We start from the raw sequence: 20,823 nt of genomic DNA on the forward strand, positions 1-20,823 counted from the left end.
TAGACCGTTTCTTCGCCATTTAAGGCGTTATCCCCAGTTTTTAGTGAGATCTCTCCCACTGACGTATCATTTGGTCCGCCCGAAACAGGTTGGCCAGCGTGAATAACATCGCCAGTTGGTTATCGTTTTTCAGCAACCCCTTGTATCTGGCTTTCACGAAGCCGAACTGTCGCTTGATGATGCGAAATGGGTGCTCCACCTTGGCCCGGATGCTGGCTTTCATGGATTCGATGTTGATGGCCGTTTTGTTCTTGCGTGGATGCTGTTTCAAGGTTCTTACCTTGCCGGGGCGCTCGGCGATCAGCCAGTCCACATCCACCTCGGCCAGCTCCTCGCGCTGTGGCGCCCCTTGGTAGCCGGCATCGGCTGAGACAAATTGCTCCTCTCCATGCAGCAGATTACCCAGCTGATTGAGGTCATGCTCGTTGGCCGCGGTGGTGACCAGGCTGTGGGTCAGGCCACTCTTGGCATCGACACCAATGTGGGCCTTCATGCCAAAGTGCCACTGATTGCCTTTCTTGGTCTGATGCATCTCCGGATCGCGTTGCTGCTCTTTGTTCTTGGTCGAGCTGGGTGCCTCAATGATGGTGGCATCGACCAAGGTGCCTTGAGTCATCATGACGCCTGCTTCGGCCAGCCAGCGATTGATGGTCTTGAACAATTGGCGGGCCAGTTGATGCTGCTCCAGCAGGTGGCGGAAATTCATGATGGTGGTGCGGTCAGGCAAGGCGCTATCCAGGGATAACCGGGCAAACAGACGCATGGAGGCGATTTCGTACAGAGCATCTTCCATCGCGCCATCGCTCAGGTTGTACCAATGCTGCATGCAGTGAATGCGTAGCATGGTTTCCAGCGGATAAGGTCGCCGGCCATTACCAGCCTTGGGGTAAAACGGCTCGATGACTTCCACCATGTTTTGCCATGGCAGAATCTGCTCCATGCGGGACAAGAAAATCTCTTTTCTGGTCTGACGGCGCTTACTGCTGAATTCACTGTCGGCGAAGGTAAGTTGATGACTCATGATGAACCCTGTTCCATGGCTCCAGATGACAAACATGATCTCATATCAGGGACTTGTTCGCACCTTCCCTAATAGTTTGCTGTTTTTAATCCGTACTTAATGAGCATAACGCGTGTTCTCATTAATGGATCGAATCATTGATTGTTTAGCTGAATTCAAATGGTTACGGAGCGCAAGGGTGGCATCAAGGTCACTGCGGCAAATCAGAGCGCTGAGAATGGTCATATGCTCATCGACGGCAATGATATTGCGCTGTTTAAGATCGCTTTCGTCCCATTGATAGTGAAAATGAAAGATGACTGAGATGATCTCAAGAGATTGATCAAAAAAGATATTGTCGGCAGCTGAAAGCAGTAAGGAGTGAAAATCTCTGTCAAGTTGCGAGAACATGCGAAAGCTATTGCCGATGTTGTCACGCAGTAGCCGATGACGTTCGAGCATGGTTTTCGCCTGCAGCCAGCGGGGATCATGATCAGGCAGGTTGAGAAAGTGCTGAAGTGAATGTGTTTCGAGCATTTCGCGTAGTTCAAACAGCTGCTCGGCGTAGGATTGATCGAATTGCTTCATGCTCCACTGGCCGCGCTTTTCGCTTTGAATAAGATTATAACGGCCGAATTTTAAAAGATATTCTCTTACTACAACCGGGCTGACACCCGCGGCCCGAGCCAGTTGCAGTTCAGAAAAAGTTTCCCCAGGGCGTAACTGGCGCTGGTTTATCATCGTGAAAAAAGCCTGCTCAAACACTTTGTTTTGTTCACTCATTGAAGCGGTAGTACAGGCGAAACCGTCATCATGGTCAGGTTTACGCGCAATCACATAGTCGTTTCCAACCTGCGTTAAGACGCCGCATTCGCGTAAGTGGCTGAGAATATGACGCACTGTAGTGCGGCTGATGTTGTACATTTCCGCCAGCGCACTTTGCGATGGAAGTGGGGAAGGGATATGACCCCGCGCCATATCATCAATGACCTGGTTAATCACATTGTGGCGTAAATTTTGTGAACGACTCATATTTTCCTCCTTGTGAGTCCATTAAAACCCGATTTAAAACATTTTTATGCGTGTGTTTTCACAAAACAGATTTTCCGTTCCGCTGCCATTTTTCATTTTCATTGATATCTAAGGCAACAAAAAATGGAGAGCCGAATCATGTCTACGATGAATGTTTTAATTTGCCAGCAGCCGAAAGAATTAGTCTGGAAACAACGCGAGATACCTATTCCGGGTGACAATGAAGCATTAATAAAAATTAAGTCTGTCGGGATTTGCGGTACCGATATTCATGCCTGGGGTGGAAATCAACCATTTTTTAGTTATCCACGTGTTTTAGGCCATGAAATATGTGGGGAGATTGTTGGGCTGGGTAAAAATATTGCTGATCTTAAAAATGGTCAGCAAGTTGCTGTGATCCCTTATGTTGCCTGTCAGCAATGCCCGGCGTGTAAAAGCGGGCGTACCAATTGCTGTGAAAAAATTTCAGTCATTGGCGTGCATCAGGATGGCGGTTTTAGTGAGTATTTGAGCGTGCCGGTGGCGAACATTTTGCCCGCAGACGGTATTGACCCGCAGGCGGCCGCATTGATTGAACCTTTCGCTATTAGCGCTCATGCGGTGCGTCGCGCAGCCATTGCTCCCGGCGAGCAGGTGCTGGTGGTCGGGGCGGGGCCAATCGGTTTGGGCGCGGCGGCAATCGCTAAAGCCGATGGCGCACAGGTGGTGGTGGCGGATACCAGTCCGGCGCGCCGTGAACATGTGGCAACGTGTCTGGAATTACCTTTACTGGACCCGTCAGCCGAAGATTTTGACGCGCAGCTACGGGCGCAGTTTGGTGGTTCGCTGGCGCAGAAAGTGATCGACGCGACAGGTAATCAACATGCGATGAATAACACCGTGAATTTGATTCGTCACGGCGGCACGGTGGTATTTGTCGGCCTGTTTAAAGGTGAGTTGCAGTTCTCCGATCCGGAATTCCATAAAAAAGAAACGACGATGATGGGCAGCCGCAACGCCACGCCGGAAGATTTTGCTAAAGTCGGTCGACTGATGGCGGAAGGAAAAATCACTGCCGACATGATGTTAACCCATCGCTATCCGTTCGCCACGCTGGCAGAAACCTACGAGCGCGATGTGATTAACAATCGTGAGTTGATTAAGGGTGTAATTACTTTCTGATAAGGCGAGATTATTAAAGTTGCCATGCAGCGTCCGGGGAAGTGTTGGGCGCTGTTTTTTTTCTGTTTCTCAATGATGTTTTGTAGGCCGGAGAAGATGTGTAGGTCGCACCTTATGCGACCTACACATCAGTCAGAAATTACCCTTCACGTTCCACAACTTTAATTTCCACCATGCCGATCCCGAGCTTACGCGGCGAGTGTCCGAGGATATTCCCTTCGTTGGTTGAGACAGGTTCCGGCGGCACAATTACCAGTGTGTCGGCATCGGTTGGGTTATCGAAATGCAGTGTGGTGGTGGTCACTTCATTGCCCAGCACAAGAGTTTGTTCTTCATTGCCTACGCGTACCGGAATAGGACGGCTGGCGTTATTGCCGTATGCTTTGGCGGTAATCACCAGGTCAAATTTCTTCGGCAGCGGATGCTTGTACTCGATTTTTACTTCATCGCCCAGCTGCGCGTTGGACCAGCGGCCCCACGACTCTGGACGGGAAATCCCACTAAACTGTTTCACCTCTTCTGGCGCACCGGCGACGTTGAAGATGAAACTGTCGGCTTTGTAGCGAATATCGTTATCAACAATTTTCAGCGTATCGACATTGCCTTTATAACGCGCCATGTCGATGACCGTATCTTTAAATGCCGTTTTGCCCTTCCATGTTGTTTTATCAACATGCTGGACAATTTGCTGACCGCCAAGCTGCCCTTGCGAGACACACCAGTCGGTGGAAAGTGCCAGTTCCGGAGCCCAGAGTTGTGCCATCTTATAGCAACGGTCAACCCAGACGAAATTGTCGCGTGGAGCGAAATCGGCCAGCTGGAAACGCAGCGGTGCTGAGTATTCACTTTCCGGCAGCGGTTCTACGCGCTTGTCTGAAACCCGCAACAGCAGCGGCAAACGGAAATGGCTACCCGAGAAGGCAATCATGTTTTTCTGCTGGTCGATGGTGAACTCTTTCATCTCTTTAGGGAATTTCCACAGGCGGATGATATCCGGCTTCCACGCCAATGTTTTCTCTTTGATATTGAGGAAGATTTCCGACATCGACTGCCCGGATAAACTGCTACGACCAAGTCCGAGATAGTTATCGCCACCGAGAATGTCCAGCACCGTCGCGCCGTTATCCATCGTGTTACGCTTCACTGCCAGCGTCTCTTGCTGCGGCTTGTCGCCACGGATGACAAAAAACAGGTTATTGCGATCCTGTTTATTAAGGTATTTCCACGCCGTGTTGTTCATCGCTAAATGGTCAGAAGAGACGACGATGACGGTATCTTTAAACCACGGTGACGCTTTGATTTTGTTGATAAACGTCGCGATATTCTCCTGGCTGCAACTTACCGCGCTGAATGACTGATTCGGCTTACCGTCAAAATCATATTTTTTGCGGTTACAGGTACGCGAGATAAAACCATCCGGGTGATGGGTATCGACTGTCAGGGTAAACAGTGAGAATCGCTGACCTGAGCGGGAAAGCTCTTCAAACTTTTTCCACGCTTCATCGAGAACGGTATCGTCGTAGAATCCCCAGTCGTTGCGATAGTGCGGGTCGGCTACCACGCTTTTCAGCTCTTCTGAGCCGTATAAGTGGTCGAAGCCATGCGACTTCAGGAACACATCTTTACCGGCAAAACGCAGATTCGCGCCCTGCACGAAATAGTTCTGATAACCCGAGTTTTTCAGGATATCGCCCAGACAGATGTTCTGCGGGAAGAAGCTGGAAACAGAAGCGGAGGCGTTACCTTCAAATGGGGCAAAAAGCGGAATGCCGCACTGAGAAGCCACCATACCCGCAATCGTGTAATCCGTTCCCGGCAGCTGCTGCGTGTGGCTGAAATCCAGGCCTTCATTTTTCAACGCGCCCAGTTCAGGCGTGAGATCCGGGAAAGCTTCGTTATCAAAATAGGTCCGCTCGAGACTTTCGCCGTAGATATAAACCAGGTTGAGTTTCGGGTCAGGGATAGTTTTCGACGGCTCTTTATAATAAGCCGCAAAGTCCGGGTCGCCGTCGCGTGACTGGGACTTCACCAGTTCCGTTATCTGACGAAATGCCGGGCTGGCATCCACTGAACCCAACGCCAGTAAGAGTGCCAGCAGGCTGTAACCAAAATGGTGCGGATGATGACGACGACGGCGCAGGATCCAGCCCAGCGCACCGAACACCGCCGTCAGCCCCAGCACAATGCCGATACCCGGAAGAATGTATTTGCTGACACCAGCACCGGTCAGGCTGTTGGTTAAGGTATAGAGAACCGCGTCGTTAATACCATCACCAGTAAAATAGTCGCTGGCAAACAGGGTGATATTTAAAACGACAAATAGCCCCAGCACCGTTAACGTGGCTGCAAACCACCAGGTGTTACGTCCCGCTTTCCATGCGTAAATCAGCACAGAGGCGAGAAAAAGGGCGAAAGAGAGTAGTTCTGACAACGGGCGATCCTCACTAAACCGGGCCGTTTAGCCAACGTTTAAGCTTTTTGAGAAGCACAATGTAATGGCGTGGCCATATTGCTGCAATTCTAGTGTCAAAAAAATGCGATGTTGTTAGGAATTAGTTTATAAACAGACTTTTTTGATTACGGTCGCTTCCCGTGTAACAGGGGGAAAACCGTCCAGGAGCAGGGAAAAGGGCAGGAGAGAGCCGCGTCAGCCGGGTAACAGCTAAAACGCGGCGTTTCGCGGTTCAGGAAATGAAGTTCAGCCCCTGCTTTAACACCAGATCGCAGGCTTTGGTTTTCACCTTTTCTGCCAGCGGAGTCGTTCCGATATTATCCAGATTGAGTTGCTGACCATCTTTAGTTTTCAGCAAACCCTGAATGCCATCCAGATAGTTGGTGTCTTCTTTTTGCTCTTCACTGTTCAGGCCCAGTTTTTCCAGTACCTGATTCTTGATGTTTTCGGCATCGGTTACCGAAGCCAGCTTTTGCTTCGCGCAGTATTGCAGAATGCCTGCGGCATTGTTCATGTTATCTGCGCTTAAGGCCTGGTTCCCGCTGCTAAGCAAGTTAGTTAATGACGCGAGCGACCAACCGCCTTCCTGTGTCGTGTTGTTTTGGTTGCCAAGTTCGCTGGCGGCGCTGGAGAGCGCATCTTTCCATGACGCAGCATGTGCCCCGGTGGAAATTAATGCGCTGGCGGCAATGGCACAGCACAGAAGATGTTTAACAGTTTTCATCATCATTACTCAAGGTGGAATTGTGTCGCAGTATACCGCCAGAAACGGGGATTAATACTCTTTACCCGTTACCCGGCTACGGTAGCTATCCCAGTTGAAGATCACCCACAAACTGTTACCCAGGCGCATACGGTCCATCACGCGTTCGCCCAGCAACTTGGTCATCTCTTCCATATTACTGTTGGTCAGCATCCCGGTTGGGCGTTTGGAAGAAGAGCGGCGATCGACGATCTGGTTGATGATCACTTTTTCGTATTTCGATTCGGTTTGCACGCCGATCTCATCGATCACCAGCAGATCAACATTGCTCAGATCGTTAAGCAGTTGTTCTTCGCTGGTACCGCTATTCCTGAAGGTATCTTTCATCGCCGACATAATATCGGCCACGGTGATGATCAATACGGATTTACCGCGTAGCAGCAGCTCGTTGCAGATTGCCGCCGCCAGATGGTTTTTGCCGGTTCCTGGCTTACCAGAAAAGATGAAGCTGGCGATGTTGCCGTCAAACTCTTCGACATACTGGCGCGCTTTGCTTAACGCATTCATCTGCCCTTCACACTCAACGCGATAGTTCTCAAAGGAGCAGTTCTGATGCAGTGGACGAATACCGGAGCGGTTAAAGGTGCGCTGCATTTTCATCGCCCGATTTTCACGTTCGAGAGCGGCGGAGCGGATCGCCCCTTGTTCTTTCTGCCAGGCCAGTAGTTCTTCACCCGTTTTGAAAGCAGGTTTGATATGGGCAGGCATCATTTTTTGCAGGCGTTGCATCAGGTCGCCAACGTTTTTCATCGTTACCCTCTGAATCCTGGTGGAATTTGGCTGTCAGGTTCACTGACCGTATTCACATCTCGTTTAGGCAGTCCGCCGTTGCTGGCACGACCGATTTGCAGGCTGCGCGCCAGTTTTTGTTGCCACTGCACATGGTGAAAGACTTTACCTTCCGCCTGCCAGTAGGCAATGAATGAGGCCAGTTCTTCGGTGGTCACCGGCGCTCTTAGTGCCACGCCCCATAGCGCCGCCAGGCGGATAAAGTCGGCATCGGGTTGCCAGTCCGGATACATGGCGAATTTCCCCATGGGTACAGCAACGGGAGCAGCTTGCGGTTCCTGATAGAGTTGATCGTCCAGAGCGACATCGCTTCCCGGACGCGCCAGCTTTTCTTCCAGCGCTAGCAGTTCAGCCAGGCGTGCAGGCGTGACGGCATAAAACGCCGGGGCATTGTTAGCAAATACGGCAACCACACCGCCTTCAGCTTTTGCCAGAACGGTTTGGTGATCGTGTACCAGGGCGTCAATACCAACGACGTCCGGGGTCAAAACTCTGGAAGACATACTGTTTCTCAAATATGGAACGATGAACGAGAAGGGAGATAACTTTTATAGTAACACACGGAGGAGAGGAGGCTGTCTCTCATCCGTGTGCTTAAGCGAGGCAATTTTATACGCGAGGGCGCTTGCGGTACAACCATAATCCAGGAATGGAAAGACCGATGGATAACGCACCAACAATTGATGAAGCTGTAAGAAAGTTGGTTAACAGGGTAATCATCAACGGTTCGCTGTAACCTAGCTGGCTGATTTTTACCGCCGAAATCATTGCGGTATAAGCCGATATGCCAGGGAACATAGGAATAACAGCCGCCACGGTAAACACTTTCGGATGCGCCAGATACCAGCGCGACCATTGAATACCAATGGTGCCGACCAGCATAGAAGCCATAAAAGTTGACCACTCAATATTCAGCCCGCTGGTCATTAAGATCATTCGGGAACCATGACCTATCGAGCCAAGCAGCGCACACCAGCGTAACGCCCGCACGGGAACGTTGAACACCATCGCAAAGCCGACCGCAGGAATGGCGGCGAGGATCATATCCTGCGCCAACGCTAACAGAAATTCGATCACACCCATCCGCGTAGCCCCCAAATCGTCAGTGCCATTACTACGCCGACGCAGGTAGCCAGTGTCAGCAGACTGGCGATCGCCCAGCGTGCCAGTCCGGTATTGATGTGGCCTTTAAACATATCGGCGACGGCATTAATCAACGGAAAACCCGGCACCAGCAGCAGAACGCTGGCGGCCATCGCGATAGTGGGTGTATTGCTGAAAGTGGGAAGTTGCAAAAGCAAACCGGAAATGGTGGTGGCGGCGAAAGCGGTGAGGCAAAAGTTGATCTGTGGATGAAGATGACGTTGTGCCAGCAGCTGGCGGATATACATCGCGACCGTACTGGCAAAGAAGGTGATGACGGCACCATCCCAGCCACCTTTATTGAGTTTACAGAAACAGGCGCAAGAAAGGCCGACCATTAAGGCTACCAGCCATCTCGGGTAACGTAATGGCTGAATTTGGCTAAATCGTTTCTCTACACCTTTGTAATCCAGCAGATGATGCTCCGCCAGAATCACAATGTGCTGGACTTCAGTCACCACATGCATATTAATGCCGCGATCTTGATTTTTTCGTGTCGATGTCAGGCATTGCCCATCTTTAATAGTTGTCAGCACTATGGCGTTCGAAGAGATAGAACTTTCGACGCTGTCCATTCCCAGCGCCCGACCCAGTCGTGAGGAAAGCTCATCAACCAACGCGCTTTCCGCACCATGTTGCAAAAGAAATAATCCACACTGGATACAAAGCCGTGTTACGGCTCGCTGTTGCTCAGTTTGCATAACTCGCCCTTTGTCATAGACGTGCTGCGTATTGTTCAGATAATGAGAATCCATTTGTATCATGAAGCACGGTTGTTTTGCGGTAGGTTAAGATCAAAATTGCGCTGATTAATCCTGGTTATCGGGAGAAGCTCGGTGATAAAAAGCGAATTATCTCTCGTCGCAAATAAATTATCACATGAATATTATCACTATAATGAATTTATTGTTTAGCCTTTACGAATCAGGATAAAAGATAACTGGGCGCGTTTTTTAATTTTTACAAGTTAAAACTATCAGATTTTATTGAATAAATATTGATTGTGTGATTTTGCATTCTACTGGAAGGGATATCAGTTAATTATAAATTAAATGAATGAGAATTCTGTTTTTCATTAAGTATTTCTAACAACTTAATGTAGATATTTTAAATGTCTCCAGGCTATTTCACCAGGTTATCATTTGATGCTAACCTTCTGACACATGCAGTGGAGTTGTTGTGCAGCAGGAGTATGCTGATATGAAAGTGAATGCTAAGGATAATTTATTCGCTTAATCTATTAATTTGCTGGAAACATTTAAGGAATGAATATCCTGAATAAACCATCATAATTTTTAGACAGTGGATGTGGAGGAAATATGTTGCCAGGATGCTGCAAAAATGGAATTGTTATCAGTAAAATACCTGTTATGCAAGCAGGGTTAAAAGAGGTCATGAGGACTCACTTCCCTGAATATGAAATAATATCCAGCGCCTCTGCGGAGGACCTTACCTTATTACAATTACGTCGTTCCGGATTAGTCATTGCTGATTTAGCCGGTGAAAGTGAAGATCCACGTTCTGTTTGTGAACATTATTATTCTTTAATCTCACAATATCGGGAAATTCACTGGGTTTTCATGGTGTCACGCTCCTGGTATTCCCAGGCAGTAGAACTGCTTATGTGCCCTACGGCGACGTTATTGTCTGATGTTGAACCCATTGAGAATCTGGTCAAGACCGTACGTTCCGGCAATACGCACGCAGAGCGTATCAGCGCCATGCTGACCTCTCCGGCAATGACTGAAACTCATGATTTTAGCTATCGCTCCGTCATTCTCACTCTTTCAGAGCGCAAGGTACTGCGGCTATTAGGTAAAGGATGGGGCATCAACCAGATAGCTTCATTGCTTAAGAAAAGTAATAAAACTATCAGCGCCCAAAAAAACAGTGCGATGCGTCGACTGGCAATTCACAGCAACGCTGAAATGTATGCATGGATAAATAGCGCACAGGGTGCAAGAGAACTTAACTTGCCTTCTGTTTATGGAGATGCCGCAGAATGGAACACAGCCGAATTAAGAAGAGAAATGTCGCACTCATAGAAAAATGCGTCATGAGTAGTATCGGTATTGAGAGTTTATTCAGAAAGTTTGCGGGTAACCCTTATAAGCTCCATACCTATACCAGTCAGGAGTCATTTCAGGATGCCATGTCGCGGATCTCGTTTGCGGCGGTCATTTTTTCTTTTTCTGCCATGAGAGGTGAGCGTAGAGAGGGATTATCTTGCCTGACTGAACTGGCGATTAAGTTTCCGCGTACCCGGCGTTTAGTTATTGCGGATGATGATATTGAAGCTCGGCTGATCGGCTCATTGTCGCCATCACCGCTGGACGGTGTATTAAGTAAAGCGTCAACGCTGGAGATTTTTCATCAGGAACTCTTTTTGTCATTAAATGGTGTACGTCAGGCGACCGACCGACTGAACAATCAGTGGTACATTAATCAAAGCCGAACGCTAAGCCCGACGGAGAGAGAAATATTGCGCTTTATGTCGCGTGGCTACTCAATGACACAAATTGCCGAGCAGCTTAAACGCAATATCAAAACGATCCGTGCACATAAATTTAATGTGATGTCGAAACTGGGCGTAAGTTCTGATGCAGGGTTGTTGGAGGCCGCAGATATTCTGTTATGTATGCGGCATTGCGAAGCAAGTAATGTGTTGCATCCCTATTAATCCGCATGATGCCGGGTTTACTTCCCCGGCAGTGCTTTCATTTCAGCATACAATCGCCACATTGCTGCACATCCGGTAAGCGATAACGCTGGCAGCAAGTGCGGCGCACCAGCAGGCCGTCGCGCAGTACCACGGTACGCCAGAGTGGATTATCTTCACCGTTCGTGAGCATTTTCTCAAAAAAGAGGGCATGGCGCAGCGATTCAACCGTCGCCTCGCCAAGCAGCTGTTTCATCTCAGTCAGATACCAGTTGATCAAATAACCGGTATTGCTCCAGATAAGTTTGCCGTTGATCTCTCCCGTTGCTTCTAATGCCTGCACTACCGGAACCAGCGCCTGACTGATTAACGTTTCCATTCGCTGCTGCGGCGAATGTAGTGTTGCGTTTTTATCTTCACACACATCGACCCAGAAACAGGCGGCGCGTCCGGTTTCGTGAAACTCAACGTGGAAATGTTCCGGCGACACATCTAATGCTTTTTCCTGCGTCAGCAGCGCCAACATTAATGGTGGCACCATCAGGCCGATATACCATTGCGCCCATAGTGAGATCAGCGGTTTGTTCTCGCGGATCATCGTTGGTTGGTTGCGATAGATATGATCGGAATAGACCACCAGTAGAGAACTTAGCGCATTCGTTGATGACCATTGCGCCAGCGTCATGGCGTTAAGCGGAGCGGGTTCATCCAGGCGGATAAACTCGAGCAAATGTTCACGATGTTCGGCGATCGTCGCCCGTATGGCTTGTGCAAGCCCAGCATCCTGCGGCTGGAGATGCGTTCGCCAGATAACATCTTCATAGAGCGGTGCGGAACGATAGGCCATAATCGGGATAGTAATCTAAATGATAATGATTGCTAATCCTAGCGATAGGTTTACCCGATAGCAAGGGATTTCTCTGGCTTGCAAATGATAAAAATTATCATATGATATTAGTTATCATTATCAATGAAAGAGATGAAACCATGTTGCAACGTACGCTGGGCAGTGGCTGGGGAGTGTTGCTGCCGGGATTGCTGATTGCAGGGCTGATGTATGCGGATTTATCGCCGGATCAGTGGCGGATTGTCATTCTGATGGGATTAATATTGACGCCGGTGATGCTGTATCACAAACAGTTGCGGCATTACGTTTTGCTGCCATCGTGCCTGGCGCTTATTGCTGGCATCATGCTGATGATAATGAATTTGAATCAGGGATGAAAAATCAGGGAAGAAACAAGAAAGGAAGTAAAGATAATTGGTGCGAGGGGGGGGACTTGAACCCCCACGTCCGTAAGGACACTAACACCTGAAGCTAGCGCGTCTACCAATTCCGCCACCTTCGCACAGTCATCTTACTTTTTTTGATATCGCCTCGTTTGGTGCGAGGGGGGGGACTTGAACCCCCACGTCCGTAAGAACACTAACACCTGAAGCTAGCGCGTCTACCAATTCCGCCACCTTCGCACAGTCATCTTACTTTTTTTGATATCGCCTCGTTTGGTGCGAGGGGGGGGACTTGAACCCCCACGTCCGTAAGAACACTAACACCTGAAGCTAGCGCGTCTACCAATTCCGCCACCTTCGCCCAGTGCGAGCAATATCAACGTGGTTTTTGGTGCGAGGGGGGGGACTTGAACCCCCACGTCCGTAAGGACACTAACACCTGAAGCTAGCGCGTCTACCAATTCCGCCACCTTCGCATACCATCAATTCTTAAAAAGAATTGCTACCACGGAGGCGCATTCTAGTGGTTTTCAGCTTTTCGTCAATAGTTAATTATCGCCGGAGGTGTAATTGCTGGAAAAATGGCCATCAGGAAACTAACGTGCAGGTTTTGTAGGTCGGATAAGGCGTTCACGCCGCATCCGACACGGTATTTGGGTGCAGATGCCAGATGCGACGCGGGCGCGCCTTATCTGGCCTACGAAGGGCTAACGTGCAGGTTTGGTAGGTCGGATAAGGCGTTCACGCCGCATCCGACACGGCATACGGGGGCAGATGCCAGATGCGACGCTAGCGCGTCTTATCTGGCCTACGGGGTAACGTGCAGGTTTGGTAGGTCGGATAAGGCGGGATACTTAACCTTTCTTCGCCTGGCGGGTCATAATGGCGCGATACACCTTGAAGCGCCCGGTTTGCGCGATCACTTCGTGGAAGCCAAATGTCTCATCCAGCACGTCCGGGTAAGGCAGGAAGGCGTTCGCTACAATTCGCAGCTCGCCGCCGCTATTAAGATGACGCACCGCGCCGCGAATCAGCGTTTGCGCCGCATCGAGGCTGGTTTGCATCCCATCGTGGAACGGCGGGTTGGAGATGATCATATCAAAACGACCTTTCACCTCGGAAAAGACGTTACTGGCAAAGACTTCACCTTCAACACCGTTGGCCGCAAGTGTTGCGCGGCTGGCTTCTACCGCTGGCGCAGAGACATCGCACAGAGTGAGACGAATTTTCGGTGAATGGCGCGCAAAGGCAACAGAAAGCACGCCCGCGCCACAGCCGACATCCAGTACTTTACCTTTCGTGTGCGGAGTTAACGTCGAGAGCAGTAACTGGCTACCGACATCCAGACCGTCGCGGCTAAACACGCCAGGCAGCGTTTTGACTGTCAGGCCATCGACGCTGTATTCGCCCCAGAATTTATCGGCATCAAATTCCGGCTGTTTTTCCAGACGACCAAAATAGAGGCCACAGCGACGGGCGCTGTCGACTTTATTCAACGGCGCATAATCTGCCAGCATCTGTTCGGCGCTGCGCACGCCGCTGCGGTTCTCGCCAACGACAAAAATATCCGTGCCCACCGGCAGTAGAGAAAGTAAATTCATCAACTGGAACTGGGCTTCCGGTTTGTTCTTCGGCCAGTAGTAAATCAGCGTATTGCAATCTGCGACATCATCCGCCGTGGCGACCAGACTGAAACGGGCGTTATCCCCCATCTGGCGGCTTAACACCTGCCAATGGTGGAATTGCTGGGTATGAGCACGGCTGGCCGCGGTATCTAAACGCGCGGGCAGGTCATCCTGTAAGTCTCCGGCAAAAAGAATACGGCTTTGTTCGAAATCATCACTGTGACGCAGCAAGACTTCACTTGCCGGGGTAAATGCAGACATGGAATGCTCCTCAATTGATACTGGCGGCGATTATAGCCATATGTTGGCGCGGTATCGACGAATTTGCTATATTTGCGCCCCTGACAACAGGAGCGATTCGCTATGACATCCCGACGAGACTGGCAGTTACAGCAACTGGGCATTACCCAGTGGTCGCTGCGTCGCCCTGGCGCGTTGCAGGGGGAGATTGCGATTGCGATCCCGGCACACGTCCGTCTGGTGATGGTGGCAAACGATCTTCCCGCCCTGACCGATCCTCTGGTGAGCGATGTTCTGCGCGCATTAACCGTCAGCCCCGATCAAGTGCTGCAACTGACGCCAGAAAAAATCGCGATGCTGCCGCAAGGCAGTCGCTGCAACAGCTGGCGGTTGGGTACTGACGAACCGCTATCACTGGAAGGCGCTCAGGTGGCATCACCGGCGCTCACCGAATTACGGGCAAACCCAACGGCACGCGCCGCGTTATGGCAACAAATTTGCACATATGAACACGATTTCTTCCCTCGAAACGACTGATTTACCAGCGGCTTACCACATTGAACAACGCGCCCACGCCTTTCCGTGGAGTGAAAAAACCTTTGCCAGCAACCAGGGCGAGCGTTATCTCAACTTTCAGTTAACGCAAAACGGCAAAATGGCGGCGTTTGCGATTACGCAAGTGGTGCTGGATGAAGCTACATTGTTCAATATTGCGGTCGATCCTGACTATCAGCGTCAGGGATTGGGAAGGGCGCTGCTGGAACATCTGATCGACGAACTGGAAAAACGCGGCGTGGCGACGCTATGGCTGGAAGTCCGTGCCTCAAACGCTGCCGCCATTGCACTGTACGAAAGTTTAGGCTTTAACGAGGCGACGATTCGCCGCAATTACTACCCCACCACGGACGGTCGCGAAGACGCCATCATCATGGCGTTGCCAATCAGTATGTAAGACAAGGTGGAATAATGAAGTGGGACTGGATTTTCTTTGATGCCGATGAAACGCTGTTTACCTTTGACTCATTCACCGGCCTGCAGCGGATGTTTCTTGATTACAGCGTCACCTTTACCGCTGAAGATTTTCAGGACTATCAGGCCGTTAACAAGCCACTGTGGGTGGATTATCAAAACGGCGCGATCACTTCATTACAGCTTCAGCACGGGCGGTTTGAGAGCTGGGCCGAACGACTGAACGTCGAGCCGGGTAAACTCAACGAAGCCTTTATTAATGCGATGGCGGAAATCTGTACGCCGCTGCCGGGCGCGGTTTCTCTGCTTAACGCCATTCGTGGCAACGCCAAAATCGGCATCATCACCAACGGCTTTAGCGCCTTGCAGCAAGTGCGTCTGGAACGCACGGGCCTGCGTGATTATTTCGATTTGTTGGTGATTTCCGAAGAAGTTGGCGTAGCCAAACCGAATAAGAAAATTTTCGATTATGCGCTGGAACAGGCGGGCAATCCTGACCGTTCACGCGTGCTGATGGTTGGCGACACTGCCGAGTCCGATATTCTCGGTGGCATCAACGCCGGGCTTGCGACCTGCTGGCTGAATGCGCACAATCGCGAGCAACCAGAAGGCATCGCGCCTACCTGGACCGTTTCTTCGTTGCACGAACTGGAGCAGCTCCTGTGTAAACACTGATTGCCTCCCCCCCGTTGATGGGTAAAATAGCCGCAATTTTTCGTTTTCAACAAGCGCGGCGCGATGCCGCTTACTCAAGAAGAAAGAATTATGACGTTGTCTCCTTATTTGCAAGAGGTGGCGAAGCGCCGCACTTTTGCCATTATTTCTCACCCGGACGCCGGTAAGACTACCATCACCGAGAAGGTGCTGCTGTTCGGACAGGCCATTCAGACCGCCGGTACAGTAAAAGGCCGTGGTTCCAACCAGCACGCTAAGTCGGACTGGATGGAGATGGAAAAGCAGCGTGGGATCTCCATTACTACTTCTGTGATGCAGTTTCCGTATCACGATTGCCTGGTTAACCTGCTCGACACCCCGGGGCACGAAGACTTCTCGGAAGATACCTATCGTACCCTGACGGCGGTGGACTGCTGCCTGATGGTTATCGACGCTGCAAAAGGTGTTGAAGATCGTACCCGTAAGCTGATGGAAGTTACCCGTCTGCGCGACACGCCGATCCTCACCTTTATGAACAAACTTGACCGTGATATCCGCGACCCGATGGAGCTGCTCGATGAAGTTGAGAACGAGCTGAAAATCGGCTGCGCACCGATCACCTGGCCGATTGGCTGCGGCAAGCTGTTTAAAGGCGTTTACCACCTTTATAAAGATGAAACCTATCTCTATCAGAGCGGTAAAGGCCACACGATTCAGGAAGTCCGCATTGTTAAAGGGCTGAATAACCCGGATCTCGACGCTGCGGTTGGTGAAGATCTGGCACAGCAGCTACGTGACGAACTGGAACTGGTGAAAGGCGCGTCTAACGAGTTCGACAAAGAGCTGTTCCTTGCGGGCGAAATCACTCCGGTATTCTTCGGTACTGCGCTGGGTAACTTTGGCGTTGATCATATGCTGGATGGCCTGGTGGAGTGGGCCCCTGCGCCGATGCCGCGTCAGACTGATACCCGTACCGTAGAGGCGAGCGAAGACAAATTTACAGGCTTCGTATTTAAAATTCAGGCCAACATGGACCCGAAACACCGCGACCGCGTGGCGTTTATGCGTGTGGTGTCCGGTAAATATGAAAAAGGCATGAAGCTGCGCCAGGTGCGTACTGCGAAAGATGTGGTGATCTCCGACGCGCTGACCTTTATGGCGGGTGACCGTTCGCACGTTGAAGAAGCGTATCCGGGCGATATCCTCGGCCTGCATAACCACGGCACTATTCAGATCGGCGACACCTTTACCCAGGGTGAGATGATGAAGTTCACCGGTATTCCGAACTTCGCGCCGGAACTGTTCCGTCGTATCCGCCTGAAAGATCCGCTGAAGCAAAAACAGCTGCTTAAAGGGCTGGTACAGCTTTCCGAAGAGGGCGCAGTGCAGGTGTTCCGTCCGATCTCCAACAACGATCTGATCGTTGGTGCGGTTGGTGTGCTGCAGTTTGATGTGGTGGTAGCGCGTCTGAAGAGCGAATACAACGTTGAAGCAGTGTATGAGTCAGTCAACGTTGCCACTGCCCGCTGGGTAGAATGTGCGGACGCGAAGAAATTCGAAGAGTTCAAGCGTAAGAACGAAAGCCAACTGGCGCTTGATGGCGGCGATAACCTCGCTTACATCGCTACCAGCATGGTCAACCTGCGCCTGGCGCAGGAACGTTATCCGGACGTTCAGTTCCACCAGACCCGCGAGCATTAATTCTTGCCTCCAGGGCGCGGTAGCCGCTGCGCCCTGTCAATTTCCCTTCCTTATTAGCCGCTTACGGAATGTTCTTAAAACATTCACTTTTGCTTATGTTTTAGCTGATATCCCGAGCGGTTTCAAAATTGTGATCTATATTTAACAAAGTAATGACATTTCTGACGGCGTTAAATACCGTTCAATGCGTAGATATCAGTATCTAAAGCCGTCGATTGTCATTCTACCGATATTAATAACTGATTCAGAGGCTGTAATGGTCGTTATTCATCACCCATCGCTTTTGTGATGGCGACCATTGACTTCTGTAGAGGGTGAAGTCTCTCCCTATTCAGCAATGCAACCTCGTGTTGCCAGGCTCAAATTACGAGCAAACATACAGGAATAAATCGATGACTATGACAAGACTGAAGATTTCGAAAACTCTGCTGGCTGTAATGTTGACCTCTGCCGTCGCGACCGGCTCTGCCTACGCGGAAAACAACGCGCAGACTACCAATGAAAGCGCAGGGCAAAAAGTCGATAGCTCTATGAATAAAGTCGGTAATTTCATGGATGACAGCGCCATCACCGCGAAAGTGAAGGCGGCCCTGGTGGATCATGACAACATCAAGAGCACCGATATCTCTGTCAAAACCGATCAAAAAGTCGTGACCCTGAGCGGTTTCGTTGAAAGCCAGGCCCAGGCCGAAGAGGCAGTGAAAGTGGCGAAAGGCGTTGAAGGGGTGACCTCTGTCAGCGACAAACTGCACGTTCGCGACGCTAAAGAAGGCTCTGTGAAGGGCTACGCGGGTGACACCGCCACCACCAGTGAAATCAAAGCCAAACTGCTGGCGGACGATATCGTCCCTTCCCGTCATGTGAAAGTTGAAACCACCGACGGCGTGGTTCAGCTCTCCGGTACCGTCGATTCCCAGGCACAGAGCGACCGTGCTGAAAGTATCGCCAAAGCGGTAGATGGTGTGAAAAGCGTTAAAAATGATCTGAAAACTAAGTAATTCGTCGTAATTCGTCCTCCCGAACTTTGTCGGGAGGCGCGATGTGCACCACACTAAAAATATCGCATTGAGTGATTTTCACGCTCATATCAAGCGGTGACATTAACTATGGTAAAGGAGACGCTTATGTTTCGTTGGGGCATCATATTTCTGGTTATCGCGTTAATCGCCGCCGCACTTGGGTTTGGTGGTCTGGCCGGTACCGCTGCAGGCGCAGCTAAAATTGTCTTTGTCGTCGGGATTATTCTGTTCCTGGTGAGTTTGTTCATGGGCCGAAAACGACCCTAGATTTCAGACCATTAAGAAAATTTTATCCAAAGCCAGTCCAGCGGACTGGCTTTTGCGGTTTTAGCGAATAATAAATTGCGTTACTTTGTCATTCTTTCACAACAAAAACAGGAAGGCAGAGGTGGGGCAGCGAATACCTGTAACGCTTGGTAATATTGCGCCGTTGTCGCTAAGGCCGTTCCAGCCTGGACGAATAGCTCTGGTGTGCGAAGGCGGCGGACAGCGTGGAATTTTCACGGCTGGCGTGCTGGATGAGTTTATGCGCGCGCAGTTTAATCCTTTCGATCTTTATCTCGGCACATCTGCCGGGGCGCAGAACCTCTCGGCGTATATCTGCAATCAGCCCGGTTACGCGCGCAAAGTCATCATGCGCTATACCACAAAACGCGAATTTTTCGATCCATTGCGCTTTGTCCGTGGAGGAAATCTTATCGATCTCGACTGGCTGGTGGAGGCCACTGCAAGCCAGATGCCGTTGCAAATGGATACCGCCGCGCGGTTGTTTGACAGCGGCAAATCGTTTTATATGTGCGCCTGTCGTCAGGATGACTATGCGCCGAATTACTTTTTACCAACCAAACAAAACTGGCTGGATGTGATTCGCGCCTCCAGTGCGATACCTGGCTTTTATCGTAGCGGAGTGTCGCTGGAAGGCATTAACTACCTGGATGGCGGGATCAGTGATGCGATTCCGGTTAAAGAGGCGGCAAGGCAGGGAGCAAAAACGTTGGTCGTCATCCGCACCGTGCCGTCGCAAATGTACTACACGCCGCAGTGGTTCAAACGCATGGAACGCTGGCTGGGTGACAGTAGCCTGCAGCCGCTGGTCAATCTGGTGCAGCATCATGAAACCAGCTATCGTGACATTCAGCAATTTATTGAGAAACCACCGGGCAAACTGCGGATATTCGAAATTTATCCGCCGAAGCCATTGCATAGTATCGCGCTTGGCAGTCGGATTCCGGCGCTGCGTGAAGACTATAAACTTGGGCGTTTATGCGGTCGTTATTTCCTGGCAACGGTTGGCAAGCTATTAACTGAAAAAGCGCCGCTAACCCGCCATCTGGTGCCAGTGGTGACGCCGGAATCGATTGTCATTCCGCCTGCGCCAGTCGCCAACGATACGCTGGTTGCCGAAGTGAGCGACGCTCCGCAGGCGAACGACCCGACATTTAACAATGAGGATCTGGCTTGATTTGCCGTTTTATCGATACCCACTGCCATTTTGATTTCCCGCCTTTTAGTGGCGATGAAGAGGCCAGCCTGCAACGCGCGGCACAAGCGGGCGTAGGCAAGATCATTGTTCCGGCGACAGAGGCGGCAAATTTTGCCCGTGTGTTGGCATTAGCGGAAAATTATCAACCGCTGTATGCCTCGTTAGGGTTGCATCCGGGGATGTTAGAAAAACATAGCGATGTGTCTCTTGATCAGCTACAGCAGGCGCTGGAAAGGCGTCCGGCGAAGGTGGTGGCAGTGGGGGAGATCGGTCTGGATCTCTTCGGCGACGATCCGCAATTTGAGAGGCAGCAGTGGTTACTCGACGAACAACTGAAACTGGCGAAACGCTACGATCTGCCGGTGATCCTGCATTCACGGCGCACGCACGACAAACTGGCGATGCATCTTAAACGCCACGATTTATCGCGCACTGGCGTGGTTCACGGTTTTTCCGGCAGCCTGCAACAGGCTGAACGGTTTGTACAGCTGGGCTACAAAATTGGCGTAGGCGGCACTATCACCTATCCACGCGCCAGTAAAACCCGCGATGTCATCGCAAAATTACCGCTGGCATCGTTGTTGCTGGAAACCGACGCGCCGGATATGCCGCTCAACGGTTTTCAGGGGCAGCCTAACCGCCCGGAACAGGCCGCCGGGGTGTTTGCTGTGCTTTGCGAGTTACGCCCGGAACCTGCGGATGAGATTGCCGAAGTGTTGCTTAATAACACATATGCGTTGTTTAACGTGCCGTAGGCCGGATAAGGCGTTTACGCCGCATCCGGCAGTTGGCGCACAATGCCTGATGCGACGCTTGACGCGTCTTATCATGCCTACAAGTCTGTGCCGAACCGTAGGCCGGATAAGGCGTTCACGCCGCATCCGGCAGTTGGCGCACAATGCC

The 20,823-nt window shown here is 50.8% G+C and carries 22 protein-coding genes and 4 tRNA genes; 12 read left to right on the forward strand and 14 right to left on the reverse strand.

The features are described from left to right. Nucleotides 1-40 precede the first annotated feature (40 nt). Together G434_RS06355 and G434_RS06350 are read right to left on the reverse strand one after the other, a co-directional pair. Nucleotides 41-1,021, reverse strand: coding sequence for an IS5-like element IS5 family transposase (locus G434_RS06355; protein WP_000019400.1), 981 nt, complete (start codon nt 1,019-1,021; stop codon nt 41-43). A gap of 96 nt (nt 1,022-1,117) precedes the next feature. Next, nucleotides 1,118-2,032, reverse strand: a complete 915-nt coding sequence (locus G434_RS06350) for a GntR family transcriptional regulator (RefSeq protein WP_000091572.1) — start codon at nt 2,030-2,032, stop codon at nt 1,118-1,120. A 138-nt stretch (nt 2,033-2,170) separates the two neighbouring features. Here G434_RS06350 and lgoD point away from each other — a divergent pair, with 138 nt between their 5' ends. Beyond that, on the forward strand, nt 2,171-3,193 hold the full coding sequence (gene lgoD / locus G434_RS06345; protein ID WP_016238981.1) for an L-galactonate oxidoreductase: 1,023 nt from the start codon (nt 2,171-2,173) through the stop codon (nt 3,191-3,193). A 139-nt stretch (nt 3,194-3,332) separates the two neighbouring features. Here lgoD and opgB read toward each other — a convergent pair whose 3' ends face one another. From opgB to G434_RS06315, 6 genes are all read right to left on the reverse strand, one after another. Then, nucleotides 3,333-5,624, reverse strand: coding sequence for a phosphatidylglycerol--membrane-oligosaccharide glycerophosphotransferase (gene opgB / locus G434_RS06340; protein WP_001292674.1), 2,292 nt, complete (start codon nt 5,622-5,624; stop codon nt 3,333-3,335). A gap of 253 nt (nt 5,625-5,877) precedes the next feature. Next, nucleotides 5,878-6,372, reverse strand: coding sequence for a DUF2501 domain-containing protein YjjA (gene yjjA, locus G434_RS06335; protein ID WP_001305619.1), 495 nt, complete (start codon nt 6,370-6,372; stop codon nt 5,878-5,880). A 48-nt stretch (nt 6,373-6,420) separates the two neighbouring features. Further along, complete coding sequence (gene dnaC, locus G434_RS06330) at nt 6,421-7,158, reverse strand: replicative helicase loader DnaC (protein WP_000799911.1); 738 nt, start codon at nt 7,156-7,158, stop codon at nt 6,421-6,423. A 2-nt stretch (nt 7,159-7,160) separates the two neighbouring features. Further along, nucleotides 7,161-7,700, reverse strand: a complete 540-nt coding sequence (gene dnaT, locus G434_RS06325) for a primosomal protein DnaT (protein WP_000098815.1) — start codon at nt 7,698-7,700, stop codon at nt 7,161-7,163. A 106-nt stretch (nt 7,701-7,806) separates the two neighbouring features. After that, nucleotides 7,807-8,280: a threonine/serine exporter gene (locus G434_RS06320; RefSeq protein ID WP_000538191.1), complete on the reverse strand. Its 474-nt coding sequence runs from the start codon at nt 8,278-8,280 to the stop codon at nt 7,807-7,809. Beyond that, nucleotides 8,271-9,041, reverse strand: a complete 771-nt coding sequence (locus tag G434_RS06315; RefSeq protein ID WP_001376704.1) for a threonine/serine exporter family protein — start codon at nt 9,039-9,041, stop codon at nt 8,271-8,273. Before G434_RS06315 ends, G434_RS06320 begins: the two co-directional genes overlap by 10 nt. A 618-nt stretch (nt 9,042-9,659) precedes the next feature. Between G434_RS06315 and G434_RS06310 the strand changes: the two genes are divergently transcribed. Both G434_RS06310 and bglJ read left to right on the forward strand, forming a co-directional pair. Continuing rightward, nucleotides 9,660-10,385, forward strand: coding sequence for a helix-turn-helix domain-containing protein (locus tag G434_RS06310; RefSeq protein ID WP_000936635.1), 726 nt, complete (start codon nt 9,660-9,662; stop codon nt 10,383-10,385). Then, a complete protein-coding gene (bglJ, locus tag G434_RS06305; RefSeq protein ID WP_001309201.1) occupies nt 10,343-11,020 on the forward strand; it encodes a DNA-binding transcriptional activator BglJ in 678 nt (225 codons plus the stop codon). The genes G434_RS06310 and bglJ overlap by 43 nt, the downstream gene beginning before the upstream one ends. A 37-nt stretch (nt 11,021-11,057) precedes the next feature. Here the strand turns inward: bglJ and fhuF are convergent, their stop codons facing one another. Next, nucleotides 11,058-11,846, reverse strand: coding sequence for a siderophore-iron reductase FhuF (gene fhuF, locus G434_RS06300; RefSeq protein WP_000331576.1), 789 nt, complete (start codon nt 11,844-11,846; stop codon nt 11,058-11,060). A 140-nt stretch (nt 11,847-11,986) separates the two neighbouring features. Between fhuF and G434_RS06295 the strand changes: the two genes are divergently transcribed. Next, nucleotides 11,987-12,223, forward strand: a complete 237-nt coding sequence (locus tag G434_RS06295) for a DUF1435 domain-containing protein (RefSeq protein ID WP_001422893.1) — start codon at nt 11,987-11,989, stop codon at nt 12,221-12,223. 38 nt (nt 12,224-12,261) lie between these two features. Here the strand turns inward: G434_RS06295 and G434_RS06290 are convergent. The 5 genes from G434_RS06290 to rsmC all read right to left on the reverse strand — a co-directional run bounded on the left by G434_RS06290 (nt 12,262) and on the right by rsmC (nt 14,115). After that, nucleotides 12,262-12,348: transfer RNA gene (locus G434_RS06290), tRNA-Leu, on the reverse strand. Between the two features lie 34 nt (nt 12,349-12,382). Then, nucleotides 12,383-12,469, reverse strand: a tRNA-Leu gene (locus tag G434_RS06285). A 34-nt stretch (nt 12,470-12,503) separates the two neighbouring features. Continuing rightward, nucleotides 12,504-12,590 (reverse strand) — tRNA-Leu (locus G434_RS06280). A gap of 28 nt (nt 12,591-12,618) precedes the next feature. Beyond that, a tRNA-Leu gene (locus G434_RS06275) sits at nt 12,619-12,705 on the reverse strand. A 378-nt stretch (nt 12,706-13,083) separates the two neighbouring features. Next, nucleotides 13,084-14,115, reverse strand: coding sequence for a 16S rRNA (guanine(1207)-N(2))-methyltransferase RsmC (gene rsmC, locus G434_RS06270; RefSeq protein WP_001272335.1), 1,032 nt, complete (start codon nt 14,113-14,115; stop codon nt 13,084-13,086). A 102-nt stretch (nt 14,116-14,217) separates the two neighbouring features. Here rsmC and holD point away from each other — a divergent pair, with 102 nt between their 5' ends. The 8 genes from holD (at nt 14,218) to G434_RS06230 (ending at nt 20,675) form a co-directional block, all read left to right on the forward strand. Further along, nucleotides 14,218-14,631: a DNA polymerase III subunit psi gene (gene holD / locus G434_RS06265; RefSeq protein WP_000204018.1), complete on the forward strand. Its 414-nt coding sequence runs from the start codon at nt 14,218-14,220 to the stop codon at nt 14,629-14,631. Beyond that, nucleotides 14,600-15,046 (forward strand): ribosomal protein S18-alanine N-acetyltransferase, encoded by a 447-nt coding sequence (gene rimI / locus G434_RS06260; protein WP_001092461.1) that lies wholly within the window; start codon nt 14,600-14,602, stop codon nt 15,044-15,046. Before holD ends, rimI begins: the two co-directional genes overlap by 32 nt. Nucleotides 15,047-15,060: 14 nt before the next feature. After that, nucleotides 15,061-15,738: a pyrimidine 5'-nucleotidase gene (gene yjjG, locus G434_RS06255; protein WP_000870712.1), complete on the forward strand. Its 678-nt coding sequence runs from the start codon at nt 15,061-15,063 to the stop codon at nt 15,736-15,738. 90 nt (nt 15,739-15,828) lie between these two features. Next, entirely contained in the window at nt 15,829-17,418 is a 1,590-nt protein-coding gene (gene prfC, locus G434_RS06250) for a peptide chain release factor 3 (RefSeq protein ID WP_000175940.1), read from the forward strand. Between the two features lie 392 nt (nt 17,419-17,810). Then, a complete protein-coding gene (gene osmY, locus G434_RS06245; protein WP_001295748.1) occupies nt 17,811-18,416 on the forward strand; it encodes a molecular chaperone OsmY in 606 nt (201 codons plus the stop codon). Between the two features lie 126 nt (nt 18,417-18,542). Continuing rightward, complete coding sequence (locus tag G434_RS06240; protein WP_000490275.1) at nt 18,543-18,704, forward strand: DUF1328 domain-containing protein; 162 nt, start codon at nt 18,543-18,545, stop codon at nt 18,702-18,704. Nucleotides 18,705-18,825: 121 nt separating this feature from the next. Then, a complete protein-coding gene (locus G434_RS06235; RefSeq protein ID WP_000531527.1) occupies nt 18,826-19,899 on the forward strand; it encodes a patatin-like phospholipase family protein in 1,074 nt (357 codons plus the stop codon). After that, nucleotides 19,896-20,675 carry a metal-dependent hydrolase gene (locus tag G434_RS06230; RefSeq protein WP_000563029.1) on the forward strand — a complete coding sequence of 260 codons (780 nt, stop codon included), beginning with the start codon at nt 19,896-19,898 and terminating at the stop codon, nt 20,673-20,675. The genes G434_RS06235 and G434_RS06230 overlap by 4 nt, the downstream gene beginning before the upstream one ends. The last annotated feature ends 148 nt before the right edge of the window (nt 20,676-20,823 follow it).

Origin of the sequence: Escherichia sp. KTE172 (genome assembly GCF_000408845.1) — a bacterium.
Lineage (GTDB): Bacteria > Pseudomonadota > Gammaproteobacteria > Enterobacterales > Enterobacteriaceae > Escherichia > Escherichia coli.

What these genes read in the sequence shown, in the direction of transcription:
- G434_RS06355 (WP_000019400.1), bottom strand. Translation starts at nt 1,021, where the DNA reads ATGAGTCATCAACTTACCTTCGCCGACAGTGAATTCAGCAGTAAGCGC.
- G434_RS06350 (WP_000091572.1), bottom strand. Translation starts at nt 2,032, where the DNA reads ATGAGTCGTTCACAAAATTTACGCCACAATGTGATTAACCAGGTCATT.
- lgoD (WP_016238981.1), top strand. Translation starts at nt 2,171, where the DNA reads ATGTCTACGATGAATGTTTTAATTTGCCAGCAGCCGAAAGAATTAGTC.
- yjjA (WP_001305619.1), bottom strand. Translation starts at nt 6,372, where the DNA reads ATGATGAAAACTGTTAAACATCTTCTGTGCTGTGCCATTGCCGCCAGC.
- dnaC (WP_000799911.1), bottom strand. Translation starts at nt 7,158, where the DNA reads ATGAAAAACGTTGGCGACCTGATGCAACGCCTGCAAAAAATGATGCCT.
- dnaT (WP_000098815.1), bottom strand. Translation starts at nt 7,700, where the DNA reads ATGTCTTCCAGAGTTTTGACCCCGGACGTCGTTGGTATTGACGCCCTG.
- G434_RS06320 (WP_000538191.1), bottom strand. Translation starts at nt 8,280, where the DNA reads ATGGGTGTGATCGAATTTCTGTTAGCGTTGGCGCAGGATATGATCCTC.
- G434_RS06315 (WP_001376704.1), bottom strand. Translation starts at nt 9,041, where the DNA reads ATGCAAACTGAGCAACAGCGAGCCGTAACACGGCTTTGTATCCAGTGT.
- G434_RS06310 (WP_000936635.1), top strand. Translation starts at nt 9,660, where the DNA reads ATGTTGCCAGGATGCTGCAAAAATGGAATTGTTATCAGTAAAATACCT.
- bglJ (WP_001309201.1), top strand. Translation starts at nt 10,343, where the DNA reads ATGGAACACAGCCGAATTAAGAAGAGAAATGTCGCACTCATAGAAAAA.
- fhuF (WP_000331576.1), bottom strand. Translation starts at nt 11,846, where the DNA reads ATGGCCTATCGTTCCGCACCGCTCTATGAAGATGTTATCTGGCGAACG.
- G434_RS06295 (WP_001422893.1), top strand. Translation starts at nt 11,987, where the DNA reads ATGTTGCAACGTACGCTGGGCAGTGGCTGGGGAGTGTTGCTGCCGGGA.
- rsmC (WP_001272335.1), bottom strand. Translation starts at nt 14,115, where the DNA reads ATGTCTGCATTTACCCCGGCAAGTGAAGTCTTGCTGCGTCACAGTGAT.
- holD (WP_000204018.1), top strand. Translation starts at nt 14,218, where the DNA reads ATGACATCCCGACGAGACTGGCAGTTACAGCAACTGGGCATTACCCAG.
- rimI (WP_001092461.1), top strand. Translation starts at nt 14,600, where the DNA reads ATGAACACGATTTCTTCCCTCGAAACGACTGATTTACCAGCGGCTTAC.
- yjjG (WP_000870712.1), top strand. Translation starts at nt 15,061, where the DNA reads ATGAAGTGGGACTGGATTTTCTTTGATGCCGATGAAACGCTGTTTACC.
- prfC (WP_000175940.1), top strand. Translation starts at nt 15,829, where the DNA reads ATGACGTTGTCTCCTTATTTGCAAGAGGTGGCGAAGCGCCGCACTTTT.
- osmY (WP_001295748.1), top strand. Translation starts at nt 17,811, where the DNA reads ATGACTATGACAAGACTGAAGATTTCGAAAACTCTGCTGGCTGTAATG.
- G434_RS06240 (WP_000490275.1), top strand. Translation starts at nt 18,543, where the DNA reads ATGTTTCGTTGGGGCATCATATTTCTGGTTATCGCGTTAATCGCCGCC.